The following is a 24,232-nucleotide window of genomic DNA, read 5'->3' as shown; positions in this document are numbered from 1 at the left end:
GGCATGAGCGACGACATCGTCATCACCGGCATGGGCGTGGTCACCCCCATCGGGGGCGACGTGCAGAGCTTCTGGTCGGCGAACCTCGAAGGCCGCTCCGGGATCGTCCTGGAGGAGCGGATGGACACCACCGGACTGCCCTGCGGCTGGACCGCAGGGCTGATCCCCGAGGAGGTCAAGGAGAAGGTCGCCGCCGACCACGGCGCCCCGCACCGCTCCTGGGGCGACACCCTCATGCACGCGTCGGTCGAGCAGGCGCTCACCGACGCCCGCCTCGATGTGCGACCCGCCGCCGAGGGCCCCGCCGCCCTGGTGTACGCCAGGGTGTGGCCGGGCCCCACCGGTTCGTTCCCGCAGGACTATGTCACGCACATGAAGGATCTCGCCGAACGCTACGACACCGTCGGCAACGACCCGGCGGCCGTGCTGCGGCATCTGCGCGGCAAGGACCTCCCGCTGGAGACCCGCGATCTGTCGGCCTACCCGAGGGAGATCGCCGAACGCCTGGGCACGGCCGTGCTCCCGGTCCGCCTGGAGGCCACCTGCTCCGGGGGACTGCGGGCCATCGCCGAGGCCGCCCGGCTGCTGCGCTCGGGACGCGCACGGTACGCCGTGGTCTCGGCGTCCGTCTCGCGGAACACACCGTACGTCCTGTCCCAGTACGGCCAGCTGATGGCGCTTTCCCGCTGGAAGGGCGACCCGGCCCGGGCGTCCATGCCGTTCGACCGGCGCCGCACCGGCATGGTCATCAACGAGTCGGCGGGCGCGCTGGTCCTGGAGACCGCCGGGCACGCCGCCGCACGCGGCATCGCCGAGCCGCACGCCGTCATCGGCGGCTGGGGTCTCGCCGTGGACACCAGCCATATGACCGCGCCCCGCGCGGAGATGATCGAACGCGTCATGCGCACCGCACTCGCCGAGGCCGGCGCGCGACCCGACGACGTCGACACGGTCAACGCCCACGGCACCTCCACCCGTCTCAACGACGTCACCGAGGCGCGTGCGCTGCACCGCGTCTTCGGCGAGCGGATGGCCGAACTGCCCGTCAGCGCGGTGAAGTCGCTGACCGGACACGGCTCGGCCGCCTCCGGTGTCGTGGAGACGGTGGCGTCGGCCCTGACCATGCGGCACGGGATCGTCCCGCCGGTGCCGACGTGCACCGAACCCGACCCGGCCTGCGCGGTCCGCACCTCGCTCACCCCCGTGGCACGGCCGGTCGGGGCCGTGCTGAAGAACTCCTTCGGCTTCGGCGGCCAGTACGCGTCGATGCTGCTCCGCCGCGCCACGGCCGGCGCCCGAGGCGGTGTGAACGGGTTGTGAAACGGCGACAGTCGGAGTCTTCGCACCGCACCTCACCGGACCTGCCGCACCCGGTGGACGAGCCACCCGAGTACGAGGAGATCGAACCCGGCGGCCCGCACCGCGGCACCGTCGTGTGGCTGCACGGCATCGGCCAGGTGCCCGGCGAACTGGCGGCCGTGGCACAGCGGCTCCGCCTCGCCGAGGCGGGCGTGCGCGGGGTGTTCCCGCGCGCGCCCGTCACGGCGCCGAGCCTGCTGACCGGGCTGCCGGTGCCGTGCTGGTTCCCGCAGAGCATCCTCGCGCTGGACCGGATCGACGTCGAGAAACTGTTCGCCGCGTTGCGCCCCCTCACCGCCCTGCTCACCGCGGAGACGGAGCGGATCGGCGCCGGGCGCACGGTGATCGCGGGCTTCTCGCAGGGCGCCACGGTCGCCCTGAGCCTGGCGCTCGGGCACTCCGAGCCGCTGGCGGGCACGGCCCTGTACGCGCCGTACCTGCCACCCGACCCGACCGTGCTGCTGCCCGGCGGACGCCCGGCGGCGGCCAACGCCCGTCTGCCGGTGTGGATCGGCCACGGGGCCCGGGACTGGATCGTCCCGGAGCGCAGCGGCACGGGGATGCGCGATCTGCTCACCGCCTGGGGCCACCCGGTGACCTTTCAACGCTATCCCGGCGGACACGAGCCCTTCGGCGGGGTCAGGGCCTCACTGCCCGACTTCCTCGGCGCGGTACTGGGCACACCCGTGCCGGCCGCCCACGGCACCGACCCGGCGACCCGGGCGCGCTGAGGGGTGCGCCATGACACACGTGAGCGGTGTTTGCCATGACACACGTGAGGGGTGTGCCATGACACACGTGCCTCCGCGCTCCCCGGCCCCGCGGATCCGGCCGTGACCGCGCGCTGCGCGCCGTGTGCCGTGGCGTGCCGGTCGGCGCGGACCTTGAACACCCCGGGGCGGGTCCGGCGGGCGAGCAGGACCTGGATGACCTGGCCGCCGCCGTGCTCGCGCCGACCCGGCGGCGGCTGTATGTTGCCCGGCGCCCCGCCCGAACCGCGCGGCCACCTCCGGCTGCCCGCCGCCCGGCGCCGGGCAGCCCCGCAGCGCTGCCGGACCGCGAAGGAGGCCGTCCTCAAGGCGACCGGGCCGCGGGGTGACGCTGCGGGCCGCACGCCGGCTCGTCGTCCCCGAGAACACCGGGGCGCCGTTCGGGCTTCCGGGCGACTGGACCGTCCTGCGCCCGCGATCGGGCGGCGGATACGCCGCCGCCGTCCGCGTACTGGGAAAGGACCGGACCGTTGTCTCCACCGACCGCACAGGCCCCGACTTCGGACGACCTGGCCTCACCGGCCCCGACGCCACCGGCCGCACCCCCGGCGACCGCCCGCCCACGGACCGCGGGGCCGCCCCGCACGGGCCTGCTCTTTCCCGGTCAGGGGGCCCAGCGGCCCGGCATGGGTGAGCCCTGGCGTGACACCCCGCACTGGCGGGTCGTCGACCTGCTGTCCGAGTCCTGCGGCCGTGACGTCGGCGCGCTGCTGCTGCACGCCGGCACCGAGCGGCTGACCCGTACGGACAACGCGCAGATCGCCACCTTCGCCCTGGAGATGATCGTCCTCGACGCCCTGACGACCGCCGTGGGCCCGCTGTCGCCCGCGGTGTGCGCGGGACACAGCCTCGGCGAGTACGCGGCACTGACCGCCGCCGGTGTCCTGGCGCCCGCGGACGCCGGACGGCTGGTCGCCGAGCGCGGCGCGGCCATGGCCGAGACGGTGCGGCCGGCCCCTGGCACCATGACGGTCCTCATCGCCCCGGACGTCGCACGGACCGCGTCCCGCCTCGCCGCACGGCTGCGCGCCGAGGACCGGGCCCAGGTGTGGGTGGCGAACGTCAACGGCCCCGACCAGGTAGTGGTCTCCGGCACCGCCGAGGCCGTCGCGGCGCTGGCCGCGCGGGCGGCCGGGGACGGTGCGCGGGCGGTGGGAATTCCGGTGGGCGGGGCCTTCCACACCCCGATGATGGCGCCTGCCGGACCCCGCCTCGCCGCCGCCGTGGCCCGCGCCCCGCTGCGCCGCGCACGATGCCCGGTCATCGCCAACGTCGACGCCCGCGCCCGCCGGGGGGACGCGGCGACCTGGCGGGAGTTGATGGTCCGTCAACTGGTGCTGCCGGTCCGCTGGTCCGACTCCATGCGGACCCTCGCCGGCCTGGCCGAGCGGGGGCCCGGCGGCCCGCTCCGCCTGGTCGAACTCGGCCCGGGCAGCACACTGACCGGCCTCGCCCGCCGCCTGCTGCCCCCGCACATCCCAGTACGCCCCGTGGCCACACCCGCCGAGGTGGACGCACTGGCCGCCGCATGGTGGCCGCGCCGTTGAGCAGGACGTACGACACCGGGAGGTGTTCGGCCGAAGCACACGGGACGGTCGGTCAGGCAAGGAACGTCGTGGTTGCCGTGAGCGCGGCACGCCCGGTCGTGACCCAGTTCACCGGCGCGACCTCGTCGGCATAGCCGAAGGAGACACCCACGAGCAGCCTTCCCCCGGTCACGCCGAGTTCGGCGCGGACGGTGTCGGCGTAGAAGCTCAGCATCCCCTGCGGGCAACTGCCCACACCGTACGCGGTCATCGCCGGCAGCAGCGTCTGCATGTAGGCGCCGACATCCGCGGCCAGCCGTGGCCCGCCGTCACCGTCGACGAACAGGAACGCGGCGTGCGGCGCGCCGTAGAAGCGCAGACTCTCCACGTCATAGGCCGCCCGCGCCCTGTGATCGTCACGGCCGATGCCCAGCGCTCCGTACAGCTTGGCGCCGAACGACGCCCGGCGTGCCTGATGCACCGGCGAGTACATCCCTTCGTCAAACGGAAAGTCCACGGAGACGCGCTTCTCGGCGTGGGCCGCTCGCAGAGCGTCCGCCAGACGCTCACGCGCCGCGCCGCTGACCACGCCCGGGAACAGAAACTCCGGATAGTGCGGCTGATCGCCGCCCTGCTGACGGAGCTGGGCTGCCGCGAACCCGTCGTACTCGCCGAACAACTGGCCACCCTCGCGGACGGGGCAGCCGGCCGCTCCATGGTGCTGGACGAGGCGGACTACGGCCGGCACGCACGGGCGGCAGCGGAGATCCTTCTCGAACCTGCCCTGCCGGACGTGAACTGACGGCGAAGAGACCGGCGCGAACAGCCGGGTCCGCCGACACATGTCCGGCACGGGCCGGCCCGGACGACGACAAGGCCCGGCGAGCGCGAGTTGACCCTCCCCTTACGTCAGGCTTGAGGCTGTATGCCGACGAAAGGGCAGACGGATGAGCTATTCCGTGGGGCAGGTCTCGGCCTTCGCCGGGGTGACGGTGCGTACGCTGCACCACTACGACAAGGCGGGGCTGCTCTCGCCCAGTGGCCGCAGCCACGCCGGTTACCGGCTCTACAGCGACGCCGACCTGGCGCGTCTGCAGCAGATCCTGTTCTACCGCGAACTCGGCTTCTCCCTCGACGAGATCGCCACGATCTTCAAAGACCCGCAGGCGAACGCCCTGGAGCAGCTGCGGGCCCGGCAGCGACAGCTGAGTGAGGAGATCGCCAGGCTGCGGCGGCTGGCCGAGGTGGCGGAACGAGCCATCGAGGTCCAGCAGACCGGGGTGTCCCTGACCCCTCCGGAACGTTTCGAGGTCTTCGGTGAGATCACCTTCGACCTGAGCTACGCCACCGAGGCCGAGGCGAAGTGGGCGCACTCGCCGGGGCAGCGCGAGGCGATGGCGCGCGCCGCCGCCCACACCAAGGAGGACTGGCGGCAGCTCATGGGCGAGGCCGGTGCCTGGCGCGCGGAACTGCTCGCGGCCTTCGACGAGGGTGAGCCGAGCGACGGCGAGCGGGCCATGGACCTCGCCGAGGAGCACCGCCTGCACATCTCACGCTGGTTCACCTCCTGCCCGCCCGACATGCACCGGCGCATCGCGGACGACTTCGTCGCCGACCCGCGCGCCTTCGCCCTGGTGGTACCGCCGTCGCAGCAACGCCCGGGCCTGGCCGCCTATCTGTGCCGGGCGGTCCACGCCAACGCGGCCCGCCACACAGGCGCTTGCACCGAATCCGAGGAGAACCGATGAAGATCCTGATCGCCGCGGCCGGATCGCGCGGCGACGTCGCGCCCTACACGGGCCTGGGCGCCGAACTGCGCCGCGCCGGCTACGACGTCGCCCTCGCCACCACCGACACCTTCGCACCCCTCGTACGCGACGCCGGCCTGGAATTCCGCACGCTCCCCGCCGACCCCCGGGCCCGCGGCGGCGTCGAGAGCAAACGTGAACTGATGCGTACCGCCGCCGCGTTCATCACCGAACTGGGCCAGGGGTTCGCCGACGCGATGGGCGACGACACGGATCTGCTCCTGCTGTCGACCACCACGGCCCCGCTCGGCTGGCACCTCGCCGAGGCCATGGGCACACCGAGCCTCGGCGTCTACCTCCAACCCACCGCACCGACCCGCGACTTCCCGCCCGTCGTCACCGGCGCCCGCTCGCTGGGCCGCCCCGCCAACCTCATGGCCGGACGCTTCGCTCTGCGGATGGCCGACCGGGTCTACGCACAGGCGGTGGCGAAGCTGCGCCGGCGCCTCTGCCTGCCCCCGCTGTCCGCCCCCGCGATGCGCCGACGGCAGGAACGAGCGAACTGGCCCATCCTGCACGGTTTCAGTACGGCGCTGGTGCCGCGCCCCGCCGACTGGCGTTCCGGCCTGGACGTGGTGGGCAACTGGTGGCCCCATCACGATACGGCCGAACGGCTGCCCGCCGATCTGGAGGACTTCCTTCAGGCCGGGCCCCGGCCGGTCCTCATCGGTTTCGGCAGCATGGCGGCCGGCGACGGGGAGCGGCTGAGCGAGATCGCCGTGCACGCCCTGCGCCGCGCCGGGCTGCGCGGCATCCTCCAGGCCGGCAGCGCCGGGCTCGCCGCCGACGGCGACGACGTCCTCACCATCGGGGACGTACCGCACGCCCTGCTGTTCCCACGGCTGGCCGCGGTGGTCCACCACGCGGGGGCCGGCACCTCGGCAGCCGCGTTGCGCGCCGGAGTGCCCGCGGTCACCGTGCCGGTGAGCGCCGACCAGCCGTTCTGGGCGGCACGGCTCGCCGCCCTCGGCGCCGCCGCTGACCCGATCCCCTTCCGGTCCCTCACCGCCGAACGGCTCGCCGCCGCGCTCGACCAAGTCGTGAGACAACAGACCTTCACACGAGCGGCCACGAGCGGCGCACACCACATGACGACCGAGCACGGAGCAGCCCGAACCCGCAAGGCCATCCAACACCTCACCAACACCTGACCCCAGCCCGCCCCCGTCTCCCAGCCGCCCGGAGCGGCTTCCATCTCGCCGGCACGTTCGATCGGAGCCGTGCGAGCACCCCCCCGTGATCCCGAGCGCGCCGCGTGAGCGGACGGTCGACCGTGCCCTGGCCGTCGTGCCGGCTCCGCACGGCCCGGCCCAGCGACTCGCCCGTCCTGCCGCCGGCGGCGGTCCGCAGAGAGTGCTGCTCAGCGCGATGAAGTCGGTCAAGGGCGATGGCGTAGTGGGGATCGACGGTGTGTGCGGCCGCGGTCGCGAGGGAGGAACGTATGGCGTCGGCCGGCGTCACGAGCGTCGCCGTCCACGCCCGGCAGATCCAGACCGGCTTCGCGGGCCTGGACCACCTGCGCGGACTCCACGGCATGCCGCCCGGGAATCTTCGGCCCCGGGAGGGACTCGTTGACAAAGCGCAGCAGGTTCTCCTGCCGTGCTCCGTCGGTGACGAAGATGCCCCGCCGGCGGTGTCGCTCCACCAGCCCGGCCTGCGCCGGCTCGGTCAGCACTCGCTGCGCGGTCGCGCGGCCGACCGAGTACAGCCGCTGGAGCTCGGCCTCCGTGGGAAGCCGACTGCCGGGAGGAAGTTGCCGGCTTTTGCCTCTCGGCAGCCGCTTGCCGCACCCGCCCGGCAGGGCGGCGACGTGACGCCCACTCCTCAAGAATTTGTAACGCGTGTTACTTTCAGCGGGTGAGTGGCGAACCGGTGATGCAGTGGGTGGTGCTGATCGTGCGGCTGCCGGTGCGGCCGTCGCGGCATCGGGTGGCGGTGTGGCGGGAGCTGAGCAAGGTCGGTGCGCTGTCGCTCGGCCAGGGCGTGTGGGCGGTCCCGGACGTGCCGGTCTTCGCCGACGGCGTGCGGCGCGCGCTGGAGTTGGCCGAGCGGGCCCAGGGCGAGAGCGTGGTGCTGCGCGCGGTCGGCCGGGGACCCGAGGATGCGGCCCGGTTCCAGGCGATGTTCACCGCCGCCCGCGAGGAGGACTGGGCGGAGTTCACCGCCGACTGCGGCAAGTACACCGCGGAGCTGGACAAGGAGATCGGCAAGGGCAAGTTCACCCTGGCCGAGCTGGAAGAGGAGGAGCAGTCGCTGGAGCGGCTGCGGCGCTGGCACCGGGACCTGAAGGCCCGGGACGTGTTCGGTGCCCGGGGCGTCCAGCAGGCCGATCGGCAACTTGCTGAGTGTGCACGGCGGTTCGAGGACTACAGCGAGCGGGTCTTCACCCACCTGCACGCCTTCTCCGGCGCCGGCGGCGAGGAAGCGCCGTGAGCGGGCGGACGGTGGCCGCGATACCCGCCGCGGGGCGGCGGCGGATGTGGCCGTTGTACGCGGCCGGGTTCACCACCGCCTTCGGCGCCCACGGCATCGCTGCCAACCTCGGCGCGGGCGATGCCGATCTGGTCAGGTCGGTGCTGTATCTGGGGGTGCTGCTGGCGCTGTACGACGGCGCGGAGGTCGTACTCAAGCCGGTGTTCGGCACGCTCGCCGACCGCGTCGGCGCCCGCCCGGTCCTGGTGGGCGGTCTGATCGCGTTCGCCGCCGCCTCGGCCGTGTTCGTCGCCGTGCGGGACCCGGACTGGCTGTGGGCCGCCCGGCTCGGACAGGGAGCGGCGGCCTCGGCGTTCTCCCCGGCCGCCGCCGCGCTGGTCGCCCGGCTGAACCCGCGGGCCGAACAAGGGCGGGCGTTCGGCTCCTACGGCTTCTGCAAGAGCATCGGCTACACCGCGGGGCCGCTGCTCGGCGGGGTGCTGGTGTGGGCGGGCGGGCTGACGCTGCTGTTCGCCGTGCTGATGGTGCTCGCCGCGGCGGTCGCACTGTGGGCGGCCCTGGCGGTCCCGGCCGTACCGCCGCTGCCCAGGACGCGGCAGACCCTCGCCGGCCTGGTGCGCCGCCTGGCGGACGGGGCGTTCGTGCGGCCGGTGGCCGCACTGGCCGCCGCCACCGCCGCCCTGTCCGTCGGCGTCGGGTTCCTGCCCCTGTCCGGGAGGGCCGACGGTCTGCCGCCGGTGGCCACCGGCGCGGCCGTGTCGCTGCTGGCCGCGTGCGCGGCGCTCGTCCAGCCGTGGGCCGGGCGGGCCCTGGACGCGGAGCGGCTGACCACGCGCTCCGGCCTGGTCGCGGGCCTGGCGCTGACGGGGTGCGGCCTGGCCGCCGCCGTACTGCCCGGTGTCGCGGGTCTGCTGGTGGCGGCGGTCCTGATCGGTGCGGGGACCGGGCTGATCACACCGCTCGGCTTCGCGACCCTGGCCGCGTCGACACCGCCGGAGTGGATGGGGCAGACCATGGGCACGGCCGAACTCGGCCGCGAACTCGGAGACGCCGGAGGCCCGCTCCTCGTCGCGTCGATCGCCTCGACCGTCACCCTCGGCTGGGGATACGCCGCACTCGCCCTGCTGACCGTACTCCTGACCCTCACCCTGCGAGAACGCCCCACACCCCGCTGACCCGCGACCCCGCCCACCGGCGGGAACCCGCCGACCAACGCGCCGCCCACGCTTCCGCCGGCTTCCGTGGCGCTCGTCTCTCGCCGACCCGAGGCGCAAAGCCTCCGGGCCGGGCGACAACGCTTGTCGTGGGGGAGGACCGGTCCGCATCGGGTCCGTCTCCTGCTGCTCGACGACTGGAGCGGGCCTGTGTCAGTCGTGGGCTCCCGGGGCTTGCGCTGTGGCGCTGCCGGTATCGGCCGCTGGCCTGCTCCATTGGGCCAGCAGGCGCAGGGAGGTCTCGGACGGGCTGCCGGGTTCGGTGCCGTAGACGAAGAGGATCTGGTCCGGGTCGTCTGCGGGGGTGAGGGCCTGGTAGGTGACCGTGAGGTCGCCGACGAGCGGGTGGTGGTAGTCCTTGGTGCCGGTCGTGCGCCGGTGGACCTTGTTGTCCGACCAGAAGCGGCGGAATTCCCCGCTGTGTATGGACAGCTCTCCGACCAGGGCGCTCAGGTCCGGGTCGTCCGGGTGGCGGCCCGCGTCGAGGCGGAGCATGGCGGCGGTGTCCGCGGCGACGCGGGTCCAGTCCCGGTACAGCTCGCGCGCGTGCGGGTCGAGGAAGACGAAGCGCGCCTGGTTCCGCTCGGCCGCGGGAAGCGCCCGGAAGTCGGTGATCAGCTGCCCGGCCAACTGGTTGTGGGCCAGCACGTCGAGGCGCCGCCCGAGGACGAAGCCGGGACGGCAGGCCTGCTGGAGGGTGTCCAGCAGGTCCCAGGTCGCGGGGTGGACCCGCTGGGGACGGGGACGGCGGCGCCGGACGGGCCGGGGCCGGGCGAGGGTGTGCAGGTGGCTGCGCTCGGCGTCGTCCAGGTGCAGGGCGGTGGCGAGCGCGTCGAGGACTTCCGCGGAGGCGCTGCGGCTGCGGCCCTGTTCGAGGCGCGTGTAGTAGTCCACGCTCACACCGGCCAGCCGGGCGAGTTCTTCCCGGCGCAGGCCGGATACCCGGCGTCGGCCCAGGCCGGGGTCGTCGAGCCCGGCTTCCTGCGGGGTGAGGCGCGAGCGGGCGGCGCGGAGGAATGCCGCCATCGGTGCGCTGGTGGGGTGCTCACGGTCCATCTGTCCAGGGTCGCGCAGTCGCAGAGGATTCGACGGCGGGAGGGTGGCCCACTTTGTCCCCCGATGAGGCGGGCCCTTCTGCGGCCTGTTTTGCCTGTTCAGAGCTGGTTCAGTGGATGCCGGACCCCTCCGCCGGGAGCGGCGGCCGGGGCACTCTTCGAGCAGACGATGTGGAGGCATCTCATGTCGACGTGGTTCATCACCGGCGCATCCCGCGGGCTGGGTCTGGAGATCGCGCGGGCCGCGCTCCGGGGCGGCGACAGGGTCGTGGCCGCCGCCCGGAACCCGCAGAAGCTACCGGACGACCTGCGGCACTCCGAGCGGGTCCTCGGCGTCGCACTCGACGTCACCCGGAGCGAGCAGATCACGGCTGCCGTCGAGACGGCCGTGCGGCACTTCGGCGGCATCGACGTCCTCGTCAACAACGCGGGCCGTGGCCTGCTCGGAGCGCTGGAGGAGATCACCGACTCCGAAGCGCGCTCCCTGTTCGACCTCAACGTCTTCGGGCTGATCAACATGACCCGTGCCGTCCTGCCCGTGATGCGAGCAGCCGGGGCGGGGAAGATCGTGCACATCGGCTCCCGCTCCGGATTCGAGGGGGAGCCCGGAGTGAGCATGTACAGCGCCTCGAAGTTCGCGGTGGCCGGCATCGGCGAGGCGCTGGCGGTCGAGCTGGAGCCGTTCGGGATCCAGAGCATGGTCGTGGAGCCGGGCGTCTTCCGCACCGATTTCCTCGACGCCAGTTCCCTGTCGACCGCGGCCCAGCGCATCCCCGCCTACGACGGCACCCCCGCCCACGCCACCCTGGGCTGGATCGACACCGCCAACCACACCCAGCTCGGTGACCCCGTCAAGGGCGCCGCCCTGATCTACGAGGTCACCAGCGGGGACAAGCTCCCCGGGCATCTGGCCCTGGGCCGCGACGCGATCGAACGCCAACTGGTCAAGATCCGCAGCCTTCAGGACGACCTCGCGGCCTGGCAGGACAAGTCCGCCGCCACCGCCTGCGACGACGCAGCGTGATCCCCCCGACCCTGAGAAACAGAAAGGCACCCGAAGAAGCAGAAAGGCACCCGAAGCCGCAGATGCAGCGGATCCCGACCGTGTGCCCGACCCGGCCCAGCTGCCCCCGGCCGCTGGGCCTCGCCTTGACCCGGAGATGCCCCGGAACATCTGGCCAAAGCTGGGACATCAGTGGGAGGTATCGGAAGCGAGGAAGCGTTCCACCGGGCTCCTCAGGAGAGCCCGGAGAAGGGCGCCTGACGGAGATCTGGCCTGGTCAGGCCCCCTTCTTCCGTGGTTGGAAGAAGCCCAGCTTCTTCGGGGAGTACGACACCAGGAGGTTCTTGGTCTGCTGGTGGTACATCACTTGTATGCCGCTGACCTGTGTGAATGCAGTGCCGACGGGGAGTCGGCGGGCTTCGGCCCGCATATAGTCCGGATCTTGGTGGGGAGGGCGCCTCGCATCGGTGGCGACCTCCCTCGGTGTAGACGTACGACTTGTTCGAACCGCACGGCCCACGTGTAGAACTGGCTTAGCACTATCCCACGCCGCCTGAAGCGGCAAGGTCTCATACTTGGCCTCGGCCTCTTGGCCCGAGTCATCCCCGCGTCAGCGGGGACCACGCGAGTAAGAAGGGCTGGAGGCCCTGCCCTGTTGGAAGGCCGCCGTGTCGGCGGGGTCACGCCTTCCGCTCGGGGGTTTCGCTCGGCGGTGCCGCCCGGCGGGTGCGGGGAACAGATGCGCCAGAACGGCCTCTCGGCAACGGGTGCAAATTCAGCCGTTGCCGACACGGCCCACCGTCCCTGGCCGTGGGTCCATCCCCGCGGGTGCGGGGAGCAGGACACGACGAAGCCTCGGCCCGAAGAGATCAAGGGTCCATCCCCGCGGGTCGCGGGGAGCAGTTGGGACCCGGCGGACGACGAGGCGCAGCCGTGGGTCCATCCCCGCGGGTGCGGGGGGCAGGCGTTCCTGGCCGCCGCCGACACCGGCCTCCCGGGTCCATCCCCGCGGGTGCGGGGAGCAGCCCGTAAGGGTCTGCATACCTGTAGCTCACGAGGGTCCATCCCCGCGGGCGCGGGGATGGACCCTTCCACTCCACCATCGAGCTGCTGGCCCGGCTCTGCTCCCTGCGCCTGCGGGGATGGACCCGAGTCGGCCACCTTGACCTGCTCGGCCTCCCACTGCTCCCCGCGCCTGCGGGGATGGCCCCCACTCATCACCGAAAGCGAGGTATCCGCCTCTGCTCTTCGCGCCGCTTGCGGCGTCGGGCACTGCGTCGCGGACGGTTTCGCGTAGTTCCTCTCGCGCGGTGCGTTTGCGGCCCTGGCGTCGAGCCTTGTGGCGCTCGGCGCTGGTCGGGCGTTTTGCGGCGGTGCCGTCGCCCTTGTTGAGCTGCCGCAGGCCCAGTTCCCTTTCGAGAGCGCGGGCCTGGGCCTGGACGCGGGCAGCATCGTTGTTGAGCTTGGGTTTGTGGCCGTCTTCGCGGACGAGGCTGCGATGATGTGGATGTGGTCGTCGGCGTGGCGGACGGCCGCCCACCGGCAGCCGGTGCCCTGCTCGGGCTCGTCGATACCGCTGGCGGCGACCATGCAGCGGGCCACGTCCCCCCGCCCCTCGTCGGTCAGGGACCGGTCCTCGGCGGCATTGCGGACCGACAGGTGCCAGACGTGCTTCTTGGGCCGCTCTGTCACCTCGACGGCGTCGACCGGCTGGTCGAGGAGCCACTGTAGCAGTTTGAGCGTGGCGTCGGCATCACGGCCCGGGTCGGGGGCGTTGTCGTCCCAGGAGGCGACCAGGTGCGGGTCGGTGTGTTCCTCGTACGTGCCCGGCCCGTACAGGTAGTACAGGAGACCGATGGTGAGCTGACCGCGCTTGTGGATTGTGGGGATCATGCCCATGGTGCTTCCTACTGCTGGTCAAGGAGGCGGTCGGTGGCGTGCTGGACGTGCTGGACGGCGCGTTCGGTGGCTGCGATCACGACGTCGAGTTGGGGCGGGCGGGCGCCGGCGTTGATCGCCCGGGCGATCTGGTTGAGGTTGTTGCCGACGTGGCCCAGGTGGCGTCGGGCCGCGAAGAGCTCTGCGATCACTTCCCGTTCGTCGGCGATCACGCTGGCGGTTCGGTTGAGGTCGCGGGCGGCGCTGAGGGCCGCGCAGGCGAGGAAGCCGGCGAGGGTGAGGCCGGCGGCCTCGGCGGCGCCGGTGACGTGGGCGAGTTCGTCGTCGCTCAAGCGCGTATTGCGTATGTGGGGGCGCTGACGGCGCTGGTATGTGCGGCGGCGCGTGCGCGGTGGCGCAGCGCACTCGCGTCTCTGCTCTTGTCCCTGGGGCTGCGATCCGCCCTCGGTCGCGGCCTCTTCGTCCGGCGTCCCCCGGCGCCGGACGGTCCCCTGCCAAATTGGGGCAGGGGAGCCCTTGGATACTCCGCTCACGGCGGAGTATCCAAGGGGATAACTTGCTCGCCCCGAGGCCGGGTTGGGTTTCGGCTCACGGTGGTGGGCGCTGCCCTGTGTGTCCGGGTTCGTCATCGGCGTCGCGGCCCTCGGGTGCGGGTGCGGTACTGGATGGCGGCAGCCAGCTCGACCATGGCGGTCGGTCCTGCCAGGACGGTCACGGGTCTGTCGGGACGGTGCTGGACGAGCCACTGGCCGGTAGGGGCGAGGACCGCACCATGCAGGAACCCTCTGCGGACCAGCACGTCTGAAGTTGCCCCGGTGTGATGGACAACCTTCCGCTTTGGGATCCTGGGTCCCGCAAGGAGGAGTTCGTCGTGCCACGGACGCGTCCGGCCTGCCCGCCGGAGTTCCGTCGCCAGATAGTCGAGCTGGTCAGGGCCGAGAAGCGGTGGGAGGAGTCGGGGGACGACGGTCAGAGCCGCGTGGCCGGGTCTTGGCCCGGAAATGCCCCGGAAAACCTGGTCGGAGGTGGGACACCAGGGGGAGATATCGGGAGTAAGGGTGTGTTTCGCCGTGCTCCTTAGGTGAGCCTGGAGAAGGGCGCCTGATGGGTATCTTGCCTGGTCAGGCGCCCTTTTGTTGGTCTAGAAGAAGCCCAGCTTCTTCGGGGAGTACGACACCAGGAGGTTCTTCGTCTGTTGGTAGTGCTCCAGCATCATCCTGTGTGTCTCGCGGCCGATCCCGGACTGCTTGTAGCCGCCGAAGGCCGCGTGTGCCGGGTAGGTGTGGTAGCAGTTGGTCCAGACGCGACCCGCCTGGATGGCGCGTCCCGCCCGGTACGCGGTGTTGACGTCGCGCGTCCACACGCCCGCCCCGAGGCCGTACAGCGTGTCGTTGGCGATCTTGATGGCGTCGTCGAAGTCGTCGAAGGAGGCGACCGAGACCACCGGTCCGAAGATCTCCTCCTGGAAGATCCGCATGCGGTTGTCGCCCTCGAAGATGGTCGGCTGGACGTAGTACCCGCCCTTCAACTCACCGTCATGCTCGACGCGTTCGCCGCCGGTGAGCACCCGGGCGCCCTCCTGCCTGCCGATGTCCAAATAGGAGAGGATCTTCTCCAGCTGGTCGTTGGAGGCCTGCGCGCCGATCATCGTGTCGGTGTCCAGCGGGTGGCCGGGCCTGATCCGCCGGGTGCGTTCGACCGCCGCGTCGAGGAACTCGGCGTAGTGGCCGCGCTGGATCAGGGCCCGGGACGGGCAGGTGCAGACCTCGCCCTGGTTGAGCGCGAACATCGTGAAGCCTTCGAGCGCCTTGTCGCGGAAGTCGTCGTCCCGCGCCCACACGTCGTCGAAGAAGATGTTGGGCGACTTGCCGCCGAGTTCCAGCGTGACCGGCTTGATGTTCTCGGAGGCGTACTGCATGATCAGCCGCCCCGTCGTGGTCTCGCCGGTGAACGCCACCTTCGCCACCCGCGGGCTGGACGCGAGGGGCTTGCCCGCCTCCACGCCGAAACCGTTGACGATGTTCACCACACCCGGCGGCAACAGGTCAGCGACCAGGCTCATCCAGTAGTGGATCGACGCCGGGGTCTGCTCGGCCGGCTTGATGACCACGGCGTTGCCCGCGGCGAGCGCCGGCGCAAGCTTCCATGTCGCCATCAGGATCGGGAAGTTCCACGGGATGATCTGCGCCACGACACCCAGCGGCTCATGGAAGTGGTAGGCGACCGTGTCGTCGTCCAACTCGCCCAGCGAGCCCTCCTGCGCCCGGATCGCCCCCGCGAAGTAGCGGAAGTGATCGATGGCGAGCGGAATGTCGGCCGCCAGCGTCTCACGCACCGGCTTGCCGTTCTCCCAGCTCTCGGCCACCGCCAGCTGTTCGAGCGAGGCCTCCATACGGTCGGCGATCTTGAGCAGGATGCCGGCCCGCTCCGTCACCGACGTGCGGCCCCAGGCGGGCGCGGCCGCGTGCGCCGCGTCCAGCGCTCGCTCCACGTCCTCCGCGGTGCCGCGCGCCACCTCGGTGAACGGCTGTCCGTTCACCGGCGACGGGTTCTCGAAGTACTGCCCGCGCGCCGGCGGGACGTACGCACCGCCGATGAAGTGGTCGTAGCGCGCCTGGTAGGAGACGATCGCGCCCTCGGTGCCGGGCGCCGCGTAACGGGTCATCCTGGTCTGCCTCCGGTGAAGCGCTGCCCGCCGTTGGGCAGCTCGCGCGGCCGAGGCTAGGGACGGGTACGTTGCAACCACGTTGCGCGGCCGGTCGGCACGCCGCCCGGCGTGATGGCCGGGGCGGGCGGTGCCGCCAGCTCCGACTCCAGTTCCGCGAGACGCGCCCGCACCGCCGCCGTCGGCCGCACTGCGGCGAGCGCCCGCCACACCTCCAGGTCGTCCTCGCCCCAGGGCGCGTGCGCCCACTCCGCCAGCAGATCGGGGTCACGGCGGGCGATCAGCGCCGCCCGCAGCCCGTCGGCCAGGCGCCGTCTGAGCCGCACCACGGCCGGTGCCTGCGAGCCGGGCAGCAGCGGACCGGAGTACGCGGTCGCGGCCGCCGTGACCGCGCCCGCCGCCAGCCGCCGCTCCACCACGGCGACATCGGACTCCACCAAGGCCGTCAGCCGGTACGGCCGCGACGCCAGCAGTCCCGGACCCAACAGCCTGCGCAGCCGGGCCAGTTCGGCGCGCAGGGTCACCGGCGTCACCGACTCGTCCTCGTACAGCGCGCACCGCAACTCGTCGCCGGTCAGACCCTCCGGATGGCGGGCAAGCAGCACCAGCAGCTCGCTGTGCCGCCGGCCGAGGACGATCCGGCGCCCGTCCAGCACGAGCCGCGCCTCGTCGCGACCCAGCGCGGTCAGGCCGGCCGCCTTTTCCGTGGGCCGCGGCGGGGCGAGCAGCGCGAGCTGGGACTCGGCGGCCCGCGCCACCGCCTGTACGAACCCCAGGCTGTGCGGGTGCGCCAGCCCGTCCCCGCCGGTGATGTCCACCGCCCCGAGCACCCGGCCGGTGCGCGGATCGTGCACCGGTGCCGCCGCGCAGGTCCATGGCTGCACCTGCCGGATGAAGTGCTCGGCCGCGAAGACCTGCACCGGCCGGCCGATGGCGACGGCCGTGCCCGGCGCGTTGGTCCCGACGGCGCTCTCCGACCAGCGCGCACCCGGCACGAAGTTCATCCGGTCCGCTCTGCGCCGGGTCGCCGGATGGCCCTCGACCCACAGCAGCCTGCCGTGCGCGTCGCACACCGCGAGCAGATGCTCGCCGTCCGCCGCGAACGTGCCCATCAGCTCTCTGAACAGCGGCATGACCCGGGCCAGCGGGTGCTCCGCACGGTAGGCGCCGAGGTCGCCGTCGGTCAGTTCCACGTTCGCGCTGCCGTCGGGGCCCACGCCCGCCCGTGCGGAACGCCGCCACGAGTCCGCCACCACCGAACGCACCGGACGCGGCACCGTGCCGGCCGTGGTGAACGTCTCGTGCGCGCGGCGCAGCACTCGGACGCGTTCGGCCGGGTCGGCCCCCGGCTCCAGGGCCACCCATGGATCGGTCACCTCGGCCTCCCCGGACGGCGATGCGGTAGGGGACATCGTCACCCGGGGGGTGGGCGCGGACAACAGTTTCGACCGCTCTCACCCAAACGATGGGCGACGGCGTGCGCCGGGCGCACAAGGTGGACGGGGCCTCGGCGAACACCCGACAGAGCACCGCGCCGGACGGTGGGACCGGTCAGGTGAGGTTGACGAGTCTGATGTAGCGGACCCAGTCCCAGTTGGGCCCCGGATCGGTGTGGTCGGTCCCGGGCACCTCGACATGCCCGAGGATGTGCGCCCGGTCCTTGGGGATGCCGTATCTCTCGCAGATCGCCGCCGTCAGCCTCGCCGACTGCGTGTACATCGCGTCGGTGAAGTAGGCGGGTTGATCCACCCAGCCCTCGTGCTCGATACCGATGCTGCGGGTGTTGTAGTCCCAGTTCCCCGCGTGCCAGGCGATGTCGGCCTCACGGACGCACTGCGCCACATGCCCGTCCGCGGAACGGACCACATAGTGCGCCGACACCTTCTTCTGCGGGTTCTGGAAGATGGACAGGGTGCTGGCATACGTCTCCTGGGTGACGTGGACGATCACGCGGTCCACGGGATAGGCGCTGGGACGGCTGGACGCCGTGTAGTTGGAGGTGCTGGCCGGCTGCCACTCGGCGGACGGGTAGTCGACGGCCTGGGTCTGCGCGCCGGCGTGCGCGCCGGGAAGCATCGCATAGGGCACCGCGGCGAGCGCCGCGCCTTTCAGGATCCGTCGTCTGCTGGGCAGCGGTCGGGACCGGTCCATGGTCGATTCGCCTTTCGGTGTGGGGGGATTCGGGAACTGCCGTGGCGAGGTCAGGCGTGTAGTGCGTTCGCCGTCTCGCGCGGCCGTGCGGGTATGCCGCGGTGGGTTTCGCGGGCGGGCGGCCGTTCTTCGCGGAGCTTCGCCACGCACGTGTAGGGGGTGTCGCACACGTTGGCCAACGGTGATTCGACCGCCTGGGTCGCGAACTGATACGCGTCCAACTCGGTGAATCCGTGGTGGCGCACGAGCCACCACACCAGGTCCGCCTGGGAGGTCCGGAAGGTGTCCTCCGAAGGGCGCGCCGAACCGGTCGAGATGATGTGGGTGTCCGGCTCCCCGCCGACGACGACCGTGCCGCGCAGCACGACGCCCACGACGGGGGAGTGGAGCCGGGCGAGGAACCCGGGCAGGACACGAACACGGGCCGTAGCGCGGCCCGATGGCGTCCCGCGCGGCCCTGGGATGAATTCCCCCGACATCAGTGAACCCCCTTGTCACCGTCGCGCACCCGCGGTCCCGGTCGGTCCGGTGCCCGGCTGCGTCTCGCGTGAATTACGGTACGGCGCTGGCGGGTTGGGCAGAAGGTCGGCGTGTGAATCGGTGGACGAGAGCGAAACTGTGGACAACGCCGCCACCCGGTCGGGGGAATCGGCTCCGGATGCTGGACAACTGCCCTGTCTCTGTGACAGCGCTGTGACCGAACGAGTGGTCCCGGTCACAGCGCATCGTGGTCGGATCCTGGTCGACTCGGCGGATGCGTGCCACGTCACTCCCGCCGCTCGCGGCCGTCGCCGCCGCGTTGCTCCTGACGGCCTGCGGCAGCCAGGTGCCGGCTCGGTCCTCCGGTGACCCAGGCCGTCCTTCGTGCGATGCCGGCTCACCGGGGAAGCCGACCGCGACGGGTGGAAGCGGCGGACCGGAGACGGACGGTGTCACGCTGATCGACGTCGGCGGCCCGACCGGGGACTGCGCGGTGTTTCAGGTCACCAACCACCACGACAGGCCCTTCCGGTACACCCTCACCTTCCGGTTCCGGCCCTACGGCGGCGCGGCGCCGGTGGACGCGTCACGAGTCCTGGCGTCCGTCGCGCCCGAGGCCACCGTGACCGGCACGGTCAAGATGCCCGCGCCGCCGGAGGGCACGGCCGGCGCGGCGCAGGTGAAGGCGCAGGTGGAGGTGGCCAAGGTGCGCAGCGTTCCCACCGACGAGGCACCGGCACCGGGCGGTCCCTGCCCGTCGTCCGGGGTGCGTGTGTACGCGGACGAGGGCGACGCGGCCATGGGACTTCGCGTGGTGAGCCTCCGCCTGGAGAACTGCGGCACGGACACATACCGCATCGAGGGTTACCCCCGGCTGAGCGTCCTCGACGACGCCCACCGGACGGTGGAGGGGCTGCGGATCCTGCACGACGGGTCCTCCGTCGCAGGCAGCACGGGAGCCGACGGGCCGCCCGGGCCGCTGGCCCTGAAGCCGGGCGAGGGCGCGCACGCCGGGCTGGTGTGGCGCAACACGGTGCTCTCCGGCACCCCGGTGCACGCCCCCTATGTGCGGGTGCGGGCGAAGCCGGGCGCCGCGCCGGTGATGGTGACACCGGAACTGGACCTGGGCACGACCGGAAAGCTCGCCGTCGGTCCATGGAAGAGGACCGGGCGTCCGTGACCACCCGGCACACCGGGCCGCACGCGTCCAGGATCCCGAAACCCTTCCCGTGATCACCCGGCAGGACGCCCGCACACGTCCAGGGTCCCGACGCCTTTCCCGTGATCACCCGGCAGGGTGGCCGCACGCGGTGAGGGTCCCGAAACCCTTCCCGTGATCACTCGGCAGGGCGGCCGCACACGTCCAGGGTCCCAGCGCCTTTCTCGTGATCACCCGGCAGGCCGCGCCGCACGGTCAGGATCCCCACGCCCCTCCCGTGGCCACCCAGCAGGACGGCCGCACACGGTCAAGGCCCCGGCACCCCTCCCCGCCGTCACACGGGAACGCCCTCCCGGAGGTATGCGAGGGTCCCGGTCATCGCAGCCGCGTGCAGGGCGGTCAGCGCGGGGAGCCGGGCGGCGAGCGGTGTGCGCGTCAACTCGTCGAGGGTGAACAGCCCGTGCCGGTCGTGTTCGGAGCTGAGCCGGATTCCCGCGTCCTCGGCGAGGATCCCCCCCGTCGAAGAAGCAGTCGAGGACCGGACCCGTGCCGAGCACGTCCGCCCGGTGGTCGACGCCGATCAGCCGGGGCACCGGACCGAGTTCGACGCCCGTCTCCTCCCGCATCTCCCGCCGCGCCGCCGTCCACGGGTCCTCGCCGTGATCGAGCATCCCGCCCGGCAGCCACCAGGTCCCGGCGGCCGGCTGCCCGGGCCCGTAGCGCAGCAGCAGGAGGCGGTTCCGTCCGTCCAGCATCACCACGCACGACGCGAGGAGCGTCCGCGGCTGGGACTCGATCCACTGCTCACGGGGCACCCAGTCCGCCATGTACGCCTCCCGGTCTCGCACGCCGCATGTCTTCCACCCGTGGCTGCCGGACAATCCGGTTGCCGGGCCCCGAACGTTCCTGCGAGGGTCTGCGCCATGCCCGCCTTCACCGCGCCCGACGGCACCCGACTGGCCTACCACGTCTTCGGCGACGGTCCCCCGCTGGTCTGTCTGCCGGGCGGTCCGATGCAGGACTCCGCGTACCTCGGCGAGTTGGGCGGCCTGTCCGTCCACCGGCGGCTCGTCCTGCTGGATCTGCGTGGCACCGGAGCGTCACAGGTGCCGGACGACGAGGACTCGTACCGCTGCGACCGCCTCGTCGCGGACGTGGACGCGCTGCGCGACCACCTCGGGCTCGACCGGACGGATCTGCTGGGGCACTCGGCGGGCGCGAACCTGGCCGTGCGCTACCTGGAGCGCCACCCGGGGCGTGTCGGCAGACTCGCGCTGATCACCCCGAGCGTCATGGCCGTCGGCATCACGATCGGCGGCGACCTCCGCCGCGACACGGCGGCGCTCCGCGCGGGCGAACCCTGGTACCCGGCCGCCCGCGCGGCCCTCGAAGAGATCGTCGCGGGCCGGGCGACCGTCGACTCCTGGCGGGCCGTCGCACCCTTTGCCTACGGCCGTTGGGACGCGGCTGCGCGACAACACCGGGCCGCCGAGGAGCGGCAGCGCAACGACTCGGCCGCCGCCGTCTTCACCGCGGACGGCGCCTTCGACCCGGACACCACCCGAGCGGCACTCGCCGCCTTCGCACAGCCGGTGCTGCTGCTGGCCGGCGAGTACGACCTCAACTCCCCGCCGGGCGCGCTGGCCGAGTACGCGGCGTTGTTCCGGGACGCCCGGTTCAGCGCGCAGCCGGGCGCCGGCCACTTCCCCTGGCTCGACGACGCCGGGTACTTCGTGGGCGCGGTCGGGGACTTCCTCGGCTGAGGCGCCCCGGCCGTCAGGCGATGTGTTCGGCCACTGTCGCCGGGTCGTCCAGGACGGCCCGCACCACGGAGTGCGCGGCCCCGAGCAGCGGCCCCTCGGAGCCGAGCCGTGACACCGACACGGGACAGGGCGGCCCCGCCGTGCGGTCCGCCAGTTCTTTCGCCAGCGACGGCAGGAGCCAGGGCGAGAGCCCGGCCAGCGCGCCGCCCAGCACCACGGACTGCGGATCGAGCAGGTTCACCGCCCCGGTCAGGGCGATGCCGAGCGCCGTACCGGCGTCGTGCAGGGCCCGTCGTACGTCCTCGTGCCCCTCGTCGGCACGCCGGGCGAGCAACCCGACCAGATCCTCACCGGGCGCAAGTCCGGCCGCGCGCAGGACCGCCTCCTCACCGGCGTACTGTTCGAGGCATCCGCGCCCGCCGCACGGGCAGCGCGGGCCGTCCGGGCGGACCGGGACATGGCCCAGCTCGCCCGCGAAACCCCGGGTGCCGCGCAGCAGCCGCCCGTCCACGACGACCGCGGCACCGATGCCGATCTCGGCCGACACATGCAGGAAGTCCCGTGGGGTGCCCGCGCCCAGCCATAGTTCGGCGAGCGCGCCGAAGTTGGCCTCGTTGTCCACCGTCAGCGGCAGGCCGACGGGCAGCAGGGCGCCGAGGTCGGTGTCCCGCCAGTCGAGGTTCGGGGCGCGCACGACCGTGCGGGCATCGCGCGCCACCAGGCCGGGTACGGCGACCGCGAGCCCGGCGGGCCACAGGCCCGCCCGCTCCGCCTGGGCGACGACCCGGCGCACCAGGGCGGCGAGTTCATCGAGCACCGGCTCTGCGGCACGGCCCCGGTTGCCGCCGTGCCGCACGGCACGCGCGCGTACATCGCCGCGCAGGTCGACCGCGCACACCGCGAGATGGTCGACGCCGACCTCCGCGCCGATCCCGGCCGGGCCGCGGCCGCTGACGGCGAGCGCCGATCCCGGACGGCCCACCCGGCCGGGCCGTTCGGGGCCCAGCTCCTCCAGCAGCCCCCAACGGGTCAGTTCCTCCACGAGGGTCGACACCGCGGCCCGGGTCAGCCCGATGCGCGAGGCGACCGCCGCCCGGGAGAGCGGCCCCTCGGCGCTGACGGCGTGCATCACCCTGGCCAGGTTGCGGCGGCGCATGCCCTGCTGGGTGTCCGGCAGGCGGCCGGAACGGGCCGGGCCCTCGTGCGGCGGTGCGGTCATGCCTGCGTCGATCCTCGCTCCATGTCCCTCAGCGGCCCTCCGGCGCGGTGTCCCTCAGCGGCCTTCCGGCGCGAACGCCGGTCACGGAGTGTCCGTCCCCCGGGCCAGCAACGGGGCCGCGTCGGAGAGTACCCCGGAGATCCGGGCCAGCGTCGCCTCGTCCCGCTCCACCGGGTCCAGTACCGGGCCCGCGGCCGTGTTCCAGCGGCGGGCGACCGCGGCCGGATCCTCGCCGGTCAGCAGCCCGGCCGCCTGGGCCGCAGCGCCGAGCGCGACCAGTTCCCTGGCCTCGGGCACCTGCACGGGCCGCCCCGACAGCCGCCGCACCGTCTGCTGCCAGGCCGTGCCGCGGGCGCCGCCGCCGATCAGCAGCAGGGGTGTGCTCCGGTCGGCGTCCTCGTCGAGCACCAGGTCGAGGGCGCCGAGCAGCGCGTGGACGGCACCGTCGTACGCGGCCTGCAAAAGCTGCCCCGCCGTCGTGTCGTGGCGCAGGCCGTGCAGCAGTCCCGAGGCGTTCGGCAGGTTCGGGGTGCGCTCGCCGTCCAGGTAGGGCAGCAGGGTGACGGCGGTGCCGGGTTCGACCGCCTCCCGGTCAAGGCCCAGCAGCGCGGCGACGCGGTCGACGGCGAGGGTGCAGTTCAGGGTGCAGGCCAGTGGCAGCCAGTCGCCGTGCGCGTCGGCGAAGCCCGCGACCGTGCCGGTCGGGTCGGCGGGGCGGTGCGTGGACACCGCGTACACCGTGCCGGACGTGCCGAGGCTCAGCACCGGGGTGCCGGGGCGGAGCCCGAGGCCGAGCGCGGCGGCGGCGTTGTCCCCGGTGCCGGGCGCCACCAGGGTGCCCTTGGAGAACGGCAGGTCATGGCTGTCGCGCACGGTGCCCGCCACCTCGCCGGGCCGGACCACGCGGGGCAGCAGCGCCGGGTCGAGCCCCACATGGGCGAGGGTTTCCTCGTCGTACGTCTCGGTGCCGGATGCCCACCAGCCGGTGCCGGAGGCGTCGCCGCGGTCGGTGGTGCCCTGACCGGTGAGGCGCTCGGTGAGGTAGTCGTGGGGCAGGCGCACCGCCTTGGTGGCGCGGACCGCCTCCGGCTCGTGCTCGGCGAGCCAGGCCCACTTGGTGACCGTGAAGGACACCCCGGGCACGCTGCCGGTGCGCTCCGCCCATGCCTTCGGGCCGCCCAGCTCCTCCACGAGCCGGCGGGCCTGCGGCGCCGAGCGCACGTCGTTCCACAGCAGGGCCGGCCGGACCGGCTCTCCTGCGCCGTCCAGGGTGACCAGGCCGTGCTGCTGGCCGCCGATCGACACCGCGGCGGCCTCACGCGCCGCGTCGCCGCACTGGCGCAGGGCCTCGCACAGGGCCTGCCACCACTGGCGCGGGTCGCTCTCCCGGCCCGCGCCGGAGGTGACGGTGTGCGGCGCCTGGCCGCTCGCCACGACCCGGCCCGTGGCCGTGTCGACGACCAGCGCCTTGGTGGACTGGGTGGATGTGTCCACGCCGACGACGAGCGGACCATCGGCTGCTGACATCGGGCTCTCCCTTTTCCGCGGCTCGCGGGGATCTGACCTGGTCTTCTCGGGTGTGTCCCGGCGGTGATGTCCGGGGCGACCCGGATGTCACCCCTTTGGAGACATCTTCTCCCTTCCCAGGGCTGCGACCGCATACTAATTTGTAAACCGCCATGACGAAATAGTCGCAAGCGAACAAGGAGCCGCGGCATGAGCTACCAG

General features: G+C 72.8%; 21 protein-coding genes and 2 pseudogenes. 11 read left to right on the top strand and 12 right to left on the bottom strand.

Annotated elements, in window-relative coordinates; translation table 11 throughout:
• The 3 genes from AC27LF_RS43830 to AC27LF_RS43820 all read left to right on the top strand — a co-directional run.
• Positions 1 to 1,320: beta-ketoacyl-[acyl-carrier-protein] synthase family protein (locus AC27LF_RS43830; protein ID WP_479664817.1), on the top strand; the 1,320-nt coding region annotated here is incomplete at its 5' end.
• Between the two features lie 53 nt (positions 1,321 to 1,373).
• Entirely contained in the window at positions 1,374 to 2,090 is a 717-nt protein-coding gene (locus AC27LF_RS43825) for an alpha/beta hydrolase (protein WP_479662149.1), read from the top strand.
• Positions 2,091 to 2,638: 548 nt separating this feature from the next.
• Positions 2,639 to 3,676 carry an ACP S-malonyltransferase gene (locus AC27LF_RS43820; protein WP_479662152.1) on the top strand — a complete coding sequence of 346 codons (1,038 nt, stop codon included), beginning with the start codon at positions 2,639 to 2,641 and terminating at the stop codon, positions 3,674 to 3,676.
• A gap of 52 nt (positions 3,677 to 3,728) precedes the next feature.
• Here AC27LF_RS43820 and AC27LF_RS43815 read toward each other — a convergent pair whose 3' ends face one another.
• Positions 3,729 to 4,244, bottom strand: coding sequence for a nitroreductase family protein (locus tag AC27LF_RS43815; RefSeq protein WP_479662148.1), 516 nt, complete (start codon positions 4,242 to 4,244; stop codon positions 3,729 to 3,731).
• Between the two features lie 24 nt (positions 4,245 to 4,268).
• On the opposite strand from AC27LF_RS43815, the gene AC27LF_RS43810 reads away from it, so the two are divergent.
• From AC27LF_RS43810 to AC27LF_RS43800, 3 genes are all read left to right on the top strand, one after another.
• Positions 4,269 to 4,457, top strand: coding sequence for a hypothetical protein (locus AC27LF_RS43810; RefSeq protein WP_479662147.1), 189 nt, complete (start codon positions 4,269 to 4,271; stop codon positions 4,455 to 4,457).
• 145 nt (positions 4,458 to 4,602) lie between these two features.
• A complete protein-coding gene (locus AC27LF_RS43805; protein ID WP_479662146.1) occupies positions 4,603 to 5,403 on the top strand; it encodes a MerR family transcriptional regulator in 801 nt (266 codons plus the stop codon).
• Positions 5,400 to 6,614 (top strand): glycosyltransferase, encoded by a 1,215-nt coding sequence (locus tag AC27LF_RS43800; protein ID WP_479662145.1) that lies wholly within the window; start codon positions 5,400 to 5,402, stop codon positions 6,612 to 6,614. Before AC27LF_RS43805 ends, AC27LF_RS43800 begins: the two co-directional genes overlap by 4 nt.
• Positions 6,615 to 6,841: 227 nt before the next feature.
• Here the strand turns inward: AC27LF_RS43800 and AC27LF_RS43795 are convergent, their stop codons facing one another.
• On the bottom strand, positions 6,842 to 7,291 hold the full coding sequence (locus AC27LF_RS43795; protein WP_479662144.1) for a GntR family transcriptional regulator: 450 nt from the start codon (positions 7,289 to 7,291) through the stop codon (positions 6,842 to 6,844).
• A 29-nt stretch (positions 7,292 to 7,320) separates the two neighbouring features.
• On the opposite strand from AC27LF_RS43795, the gene AC27LF_RS43790 reads away from it, so the two are divergent.
• Both AC27LF_RS43790 and AC27LF_RS43785 read left to right on the top strand, forming a co-directional pair.
• Positions 7,321 to 7,896 (top strand): Chromate resistance protein ChrB, encoded by a 576-nt coding sequence (locus tag AC27LF_RS43790; RefSeq protein ID WP_479662143.1) that lies wholly within the window; start codon positions 7,321 to 7,323, stop codon positions 7,894 to 7,896.
• A gap of 44 nt (positions 7,897 to 7,940) precedes the next feature.
• Positions 7,941 to 9,071, top strand: coding sequence for an MFS transporter (locus tag AC27LF_RS43785; protein ID WP_479662151.1), 1,131 nt, complete (start codon positions 7,941 to 7,943; stop codon positions 9,069 to 9,071).
• A gap of 192 nt (positions 9,072 to 9,263) precedes the next feature.
• On the opposite strand, the gene AC27LF_RS43780 is transcribed toward AC27LF_RS43785, so the two are convergent.
• Positions 9,264 to 10,166, bottom strand: a complete 903-nt coding sequence (locus AC27LF_RS43780; protein WP_479662142.1) for a helix-turn-helix transcriptional regulator — start codon at positions 10,164 to 10,166, stop codon at positions 9,264 to 9,266.
• A 183-nt stretch (positions 10,167 to 10,349) separates the two neighbouring features.
• Here AC27LF_RS43780 and AC27LF_RS43775 point away from each other — a divergent pair, with 183 nt between their 5' ends.
• Positions 10,350 to 11,189, top strand: a complete 840-nt coding sequence (locus AC27LF_RS43775; protein ID WP_479662141.1) for an SDR family NAD(P)-dependent oxidoreductase — start codon at positions 10,350 to 10,352, stop codon at positions 11,187 to 11,189.
• Positions 11,190 to 11,445: 256 nt separating this feature from the next.
• On the opposite strand, the gene AC27LF_RS43770 is transcribed toward AC27LF_RS43775, so the two are convergent.
• From AC27LF_RS43770 to AC27LF_RS43745, 6 genes and pseudogenes are all read right to left on the bottom strand, one after another.
• On the bottom strand, positions 11,446 to 11,598 hold the full coding sequence (locus AC27LF_RS43770) for a hypothetical protein (RefSeq protein ID WP_479662140.1): 153 nt from the start codon (positions 11,596 to 11,598) through the stop codon (positions 11,446 to 11,448).
• Positions 11,599 to 13,075: 1,477 nt separating this feature from the next.
• Positions 13,076 to 13,696: a plasmid mobilization protein gene (locus tag AC27LF_RS43765; protein ID WP_479662139.1), complete on the bottom strand. Its 621-nt coding sequence runs from the start codon at positions 13,694 to 13,696 to the stop codon at positions 13,076 to 13,078.
• 512 nt (positions 13,697 to 14,208) lie between these two features.
• Positions 14,209 to 15,732 carry an acetaldehyde dehydrogenase ExaC gene (gene exaC / locus AC27LF_RS43760; RefSeq protein WP_479662138.1) on the bottom strand — a complete coding sequence of 508 codons (1,524 nt, stop codon included), beginning with the start codon at positions 15,730 to 15,732 and terminating at the stop codon, positions 14,209 to 14,211.
• 56 nt (positions 15,733 to 15,788) lie between these two features.
• Entirely contained in the window at positions 15,789 to 17,108 is a 1,320-nt protein-coding gene (locus AC27LF_RS43755) for a GAF domain-containing protein (protein WP_479662137.1), read from the bottom strand.
• A gap of 175 nt (positions 17,109 to 17,283) precedes the next feature.
• On the bottom strand, positions 17,284 to 17,883 hold the full coding sequence (locus tag AC27LF_RS43750; RefSeq protein ID WP_479662136.1) for an N-acetylmuramoyl-L-alanine amidase: 600 nt from the start codon (positions 17,881 to 17,883) through the stop codon (positions 17,284 to 17,286).
• Between the two features lie 50 nt (positions 17,884 to 17,933).
• Positions 17,934 to 18,218, bottom strand: a pseudogene (locus tag AC27LF_RS43745) (acetamidase/formamidase family protein); the annotation flags it as partial.
• Between the two features lie 419 nt (positions 18,219 to 18,637).
• Between AC27LF_RS43745 and AC27LF_RS43740 the strand changes: the two are divergent.
• Positions 18,638 to 19,543, top strand: a complete 906-nt coding sequence (locus tag AC27LF_RS43740) for a DUF4232 domain-containing protein (RefSeq protein ID WP_479662135.1) — start codon at positions 18,638 to 18,640, stop codon at positions 19,541 to 19,543.
• Between the two features lie 614 nt (positions 19,544 to 20,157).
• Here AC27LF_RS43740 and AC27LF_RS43735 read toward each other — a convergent pair.
• A pseudogene (locus AC27LF_RS43735) lies at positions 20,158 to 20,277 on the bottom strand (NUDIX hydrolase); the annotation flags it as partial.
• A 168-nt stretch (positions 20,278 to 20,445) separates the two neighbouring features.
• On the opposite strand from AC27LF_RS43735, the gene AC27LF_RS43730 reads away from it, so the two are divergent.
• A complete protein-coding gene (locus AC27LF_RS43730; protein ID WP_479662134.1) occupies positions 20,446 to 21,285 on the top strand; it encodes an alpha/beta fold hydrolase in 840 nt (279 codons plus the stop codon).
• 13 nt (positions 21,286 to 21,298) lie between these two features.
• On the opposite strand, the gene AC27LF_RS43725 is transcribed toward AC27LF_RS43730, so the two are convergent.
• Positions 21,299 to 22,504: an ROK family protein gene (locus AC27LF_RS43725; RefSeq protein ID WP_479662133.1), complete on the bottom strand. Its 1,206-nt coding sequence runs from the start codon at positions 22,502 to 22,504 to the stop codon at positions 21,299 to 21,301.
• 81 nt (positions 22,505 to 22,585) lie between these two features.
• Complete coding sequence (xylB, locus tag AC27LF_RS43720; protein WP_479662132.1) at positions 22,586 to 24,031, bottom strand: xylulokinase; 1,446 nt, start codon at positions 24,029 to 24,031, stop codon at positions 22,586 to 22,588.
• Between the last annotated feature and the right edge of the window lie 201 nt (positions 24,032 to 24,232).

This window comes from Streptomyces diversicolor (assembly GCF_057537855.1).
This window is presented reverse-complemented; position numbering and strand designations above follow the sequence as displayed.

Bases quoted from the DNA above. Each gene is read 5' to 3' on its own strand.
- AC27LF_RS43805 (WP_479662146.1), top strand. From the start codon at position 4,603: ATGAGCTATTCCGTGGGGCAGGTCTCGGCCTTCGCCGGGGTGACGGTG.
- AC27LF_RS43800 (WP_479662145.1), top strand. From the start codon at position 5,400: ATGAAGATCCTGATCGCCGCGGCCGGATCGCGCGGCGACGTCGCGCCC.
- AC27LF_RS43785 (WP_479662151.1), top strand. From the start codon at position 7,941: ATGTGGCCGTTGTACGCGGCCGGGTTCACCACCGCCTTCGGCGCCCAC.
- AC27LF_RS43780 (WP_479662142.1), bottom strand. From the start codon at position 10,166: ATGGACCGTGAGCACCCCACCAGCGCACCGATGGCGGCATTCCTCCGC.
- AC27LF_RS43775 (WP_479662141.1), top strand. From the start codon at position 10,350: ATGTCGACGTGGTTCATCACCGGCGCATCCCGCGGGCTGGGTCTGGAG.
- AC27LF_RS43770 (WP_479662140.1), bottom strand. From the start codon at position 11,598: ATGCGGGCCGAAGCCCGCCGACTCCCCGTCGGCACTGCATTCACACAG.
- AC27LF_RS43765 (WP_479662139.1), bottom strand. From the start codon at position 13,696: ATGACGAACCCGGACACACAGGGCAGCGCCCACCACCGTGAGCCGAAA.
- exaC (WP_479662138.1), bottom strand. From the start codon at position 15,732: ATGACCCGTTACGCGGCGCCCGGCACCGAGGGCGCGATCGTCTCCTAC.
- AC27LF_RS43750 (WP_479662136.1), bottom strand. From the start codon at position 17,883: ATGGACCGGTCCCGACCGCTGCCCAGCAGACGACGGATCCTGAAAGGC.
- AC27LF_RS43740 (WP_479662135.1), top strand. From the start codon at position 18,638: ATGCGTGCCACGTCACTCCCGCCGCTCGCGGCCGTCGCCGCCGCGTTG.
- AC27LF_RS43730 (WP_479662134.1), top strand. From the start codon at position 20,446: ATGCCCGCCTTCACCGCGCCCGACGGCACCCGACTGGCCTACCACGTC.
- AC27LF_RS43725 (WP_479662133.1), bottom strand. From the start codon at position 22,504: ATGACCGCACCGCCGCACGAGGGCCCGGCCCGTTCCGGCCGCCTGCCG.
- xylB (WP_479662132.1), bottom strand. From the start codon at position 24,031: ATGTCAGCAGCCGATGGTCCGCTCGTCGTCGGCGTGGACACATCCACC.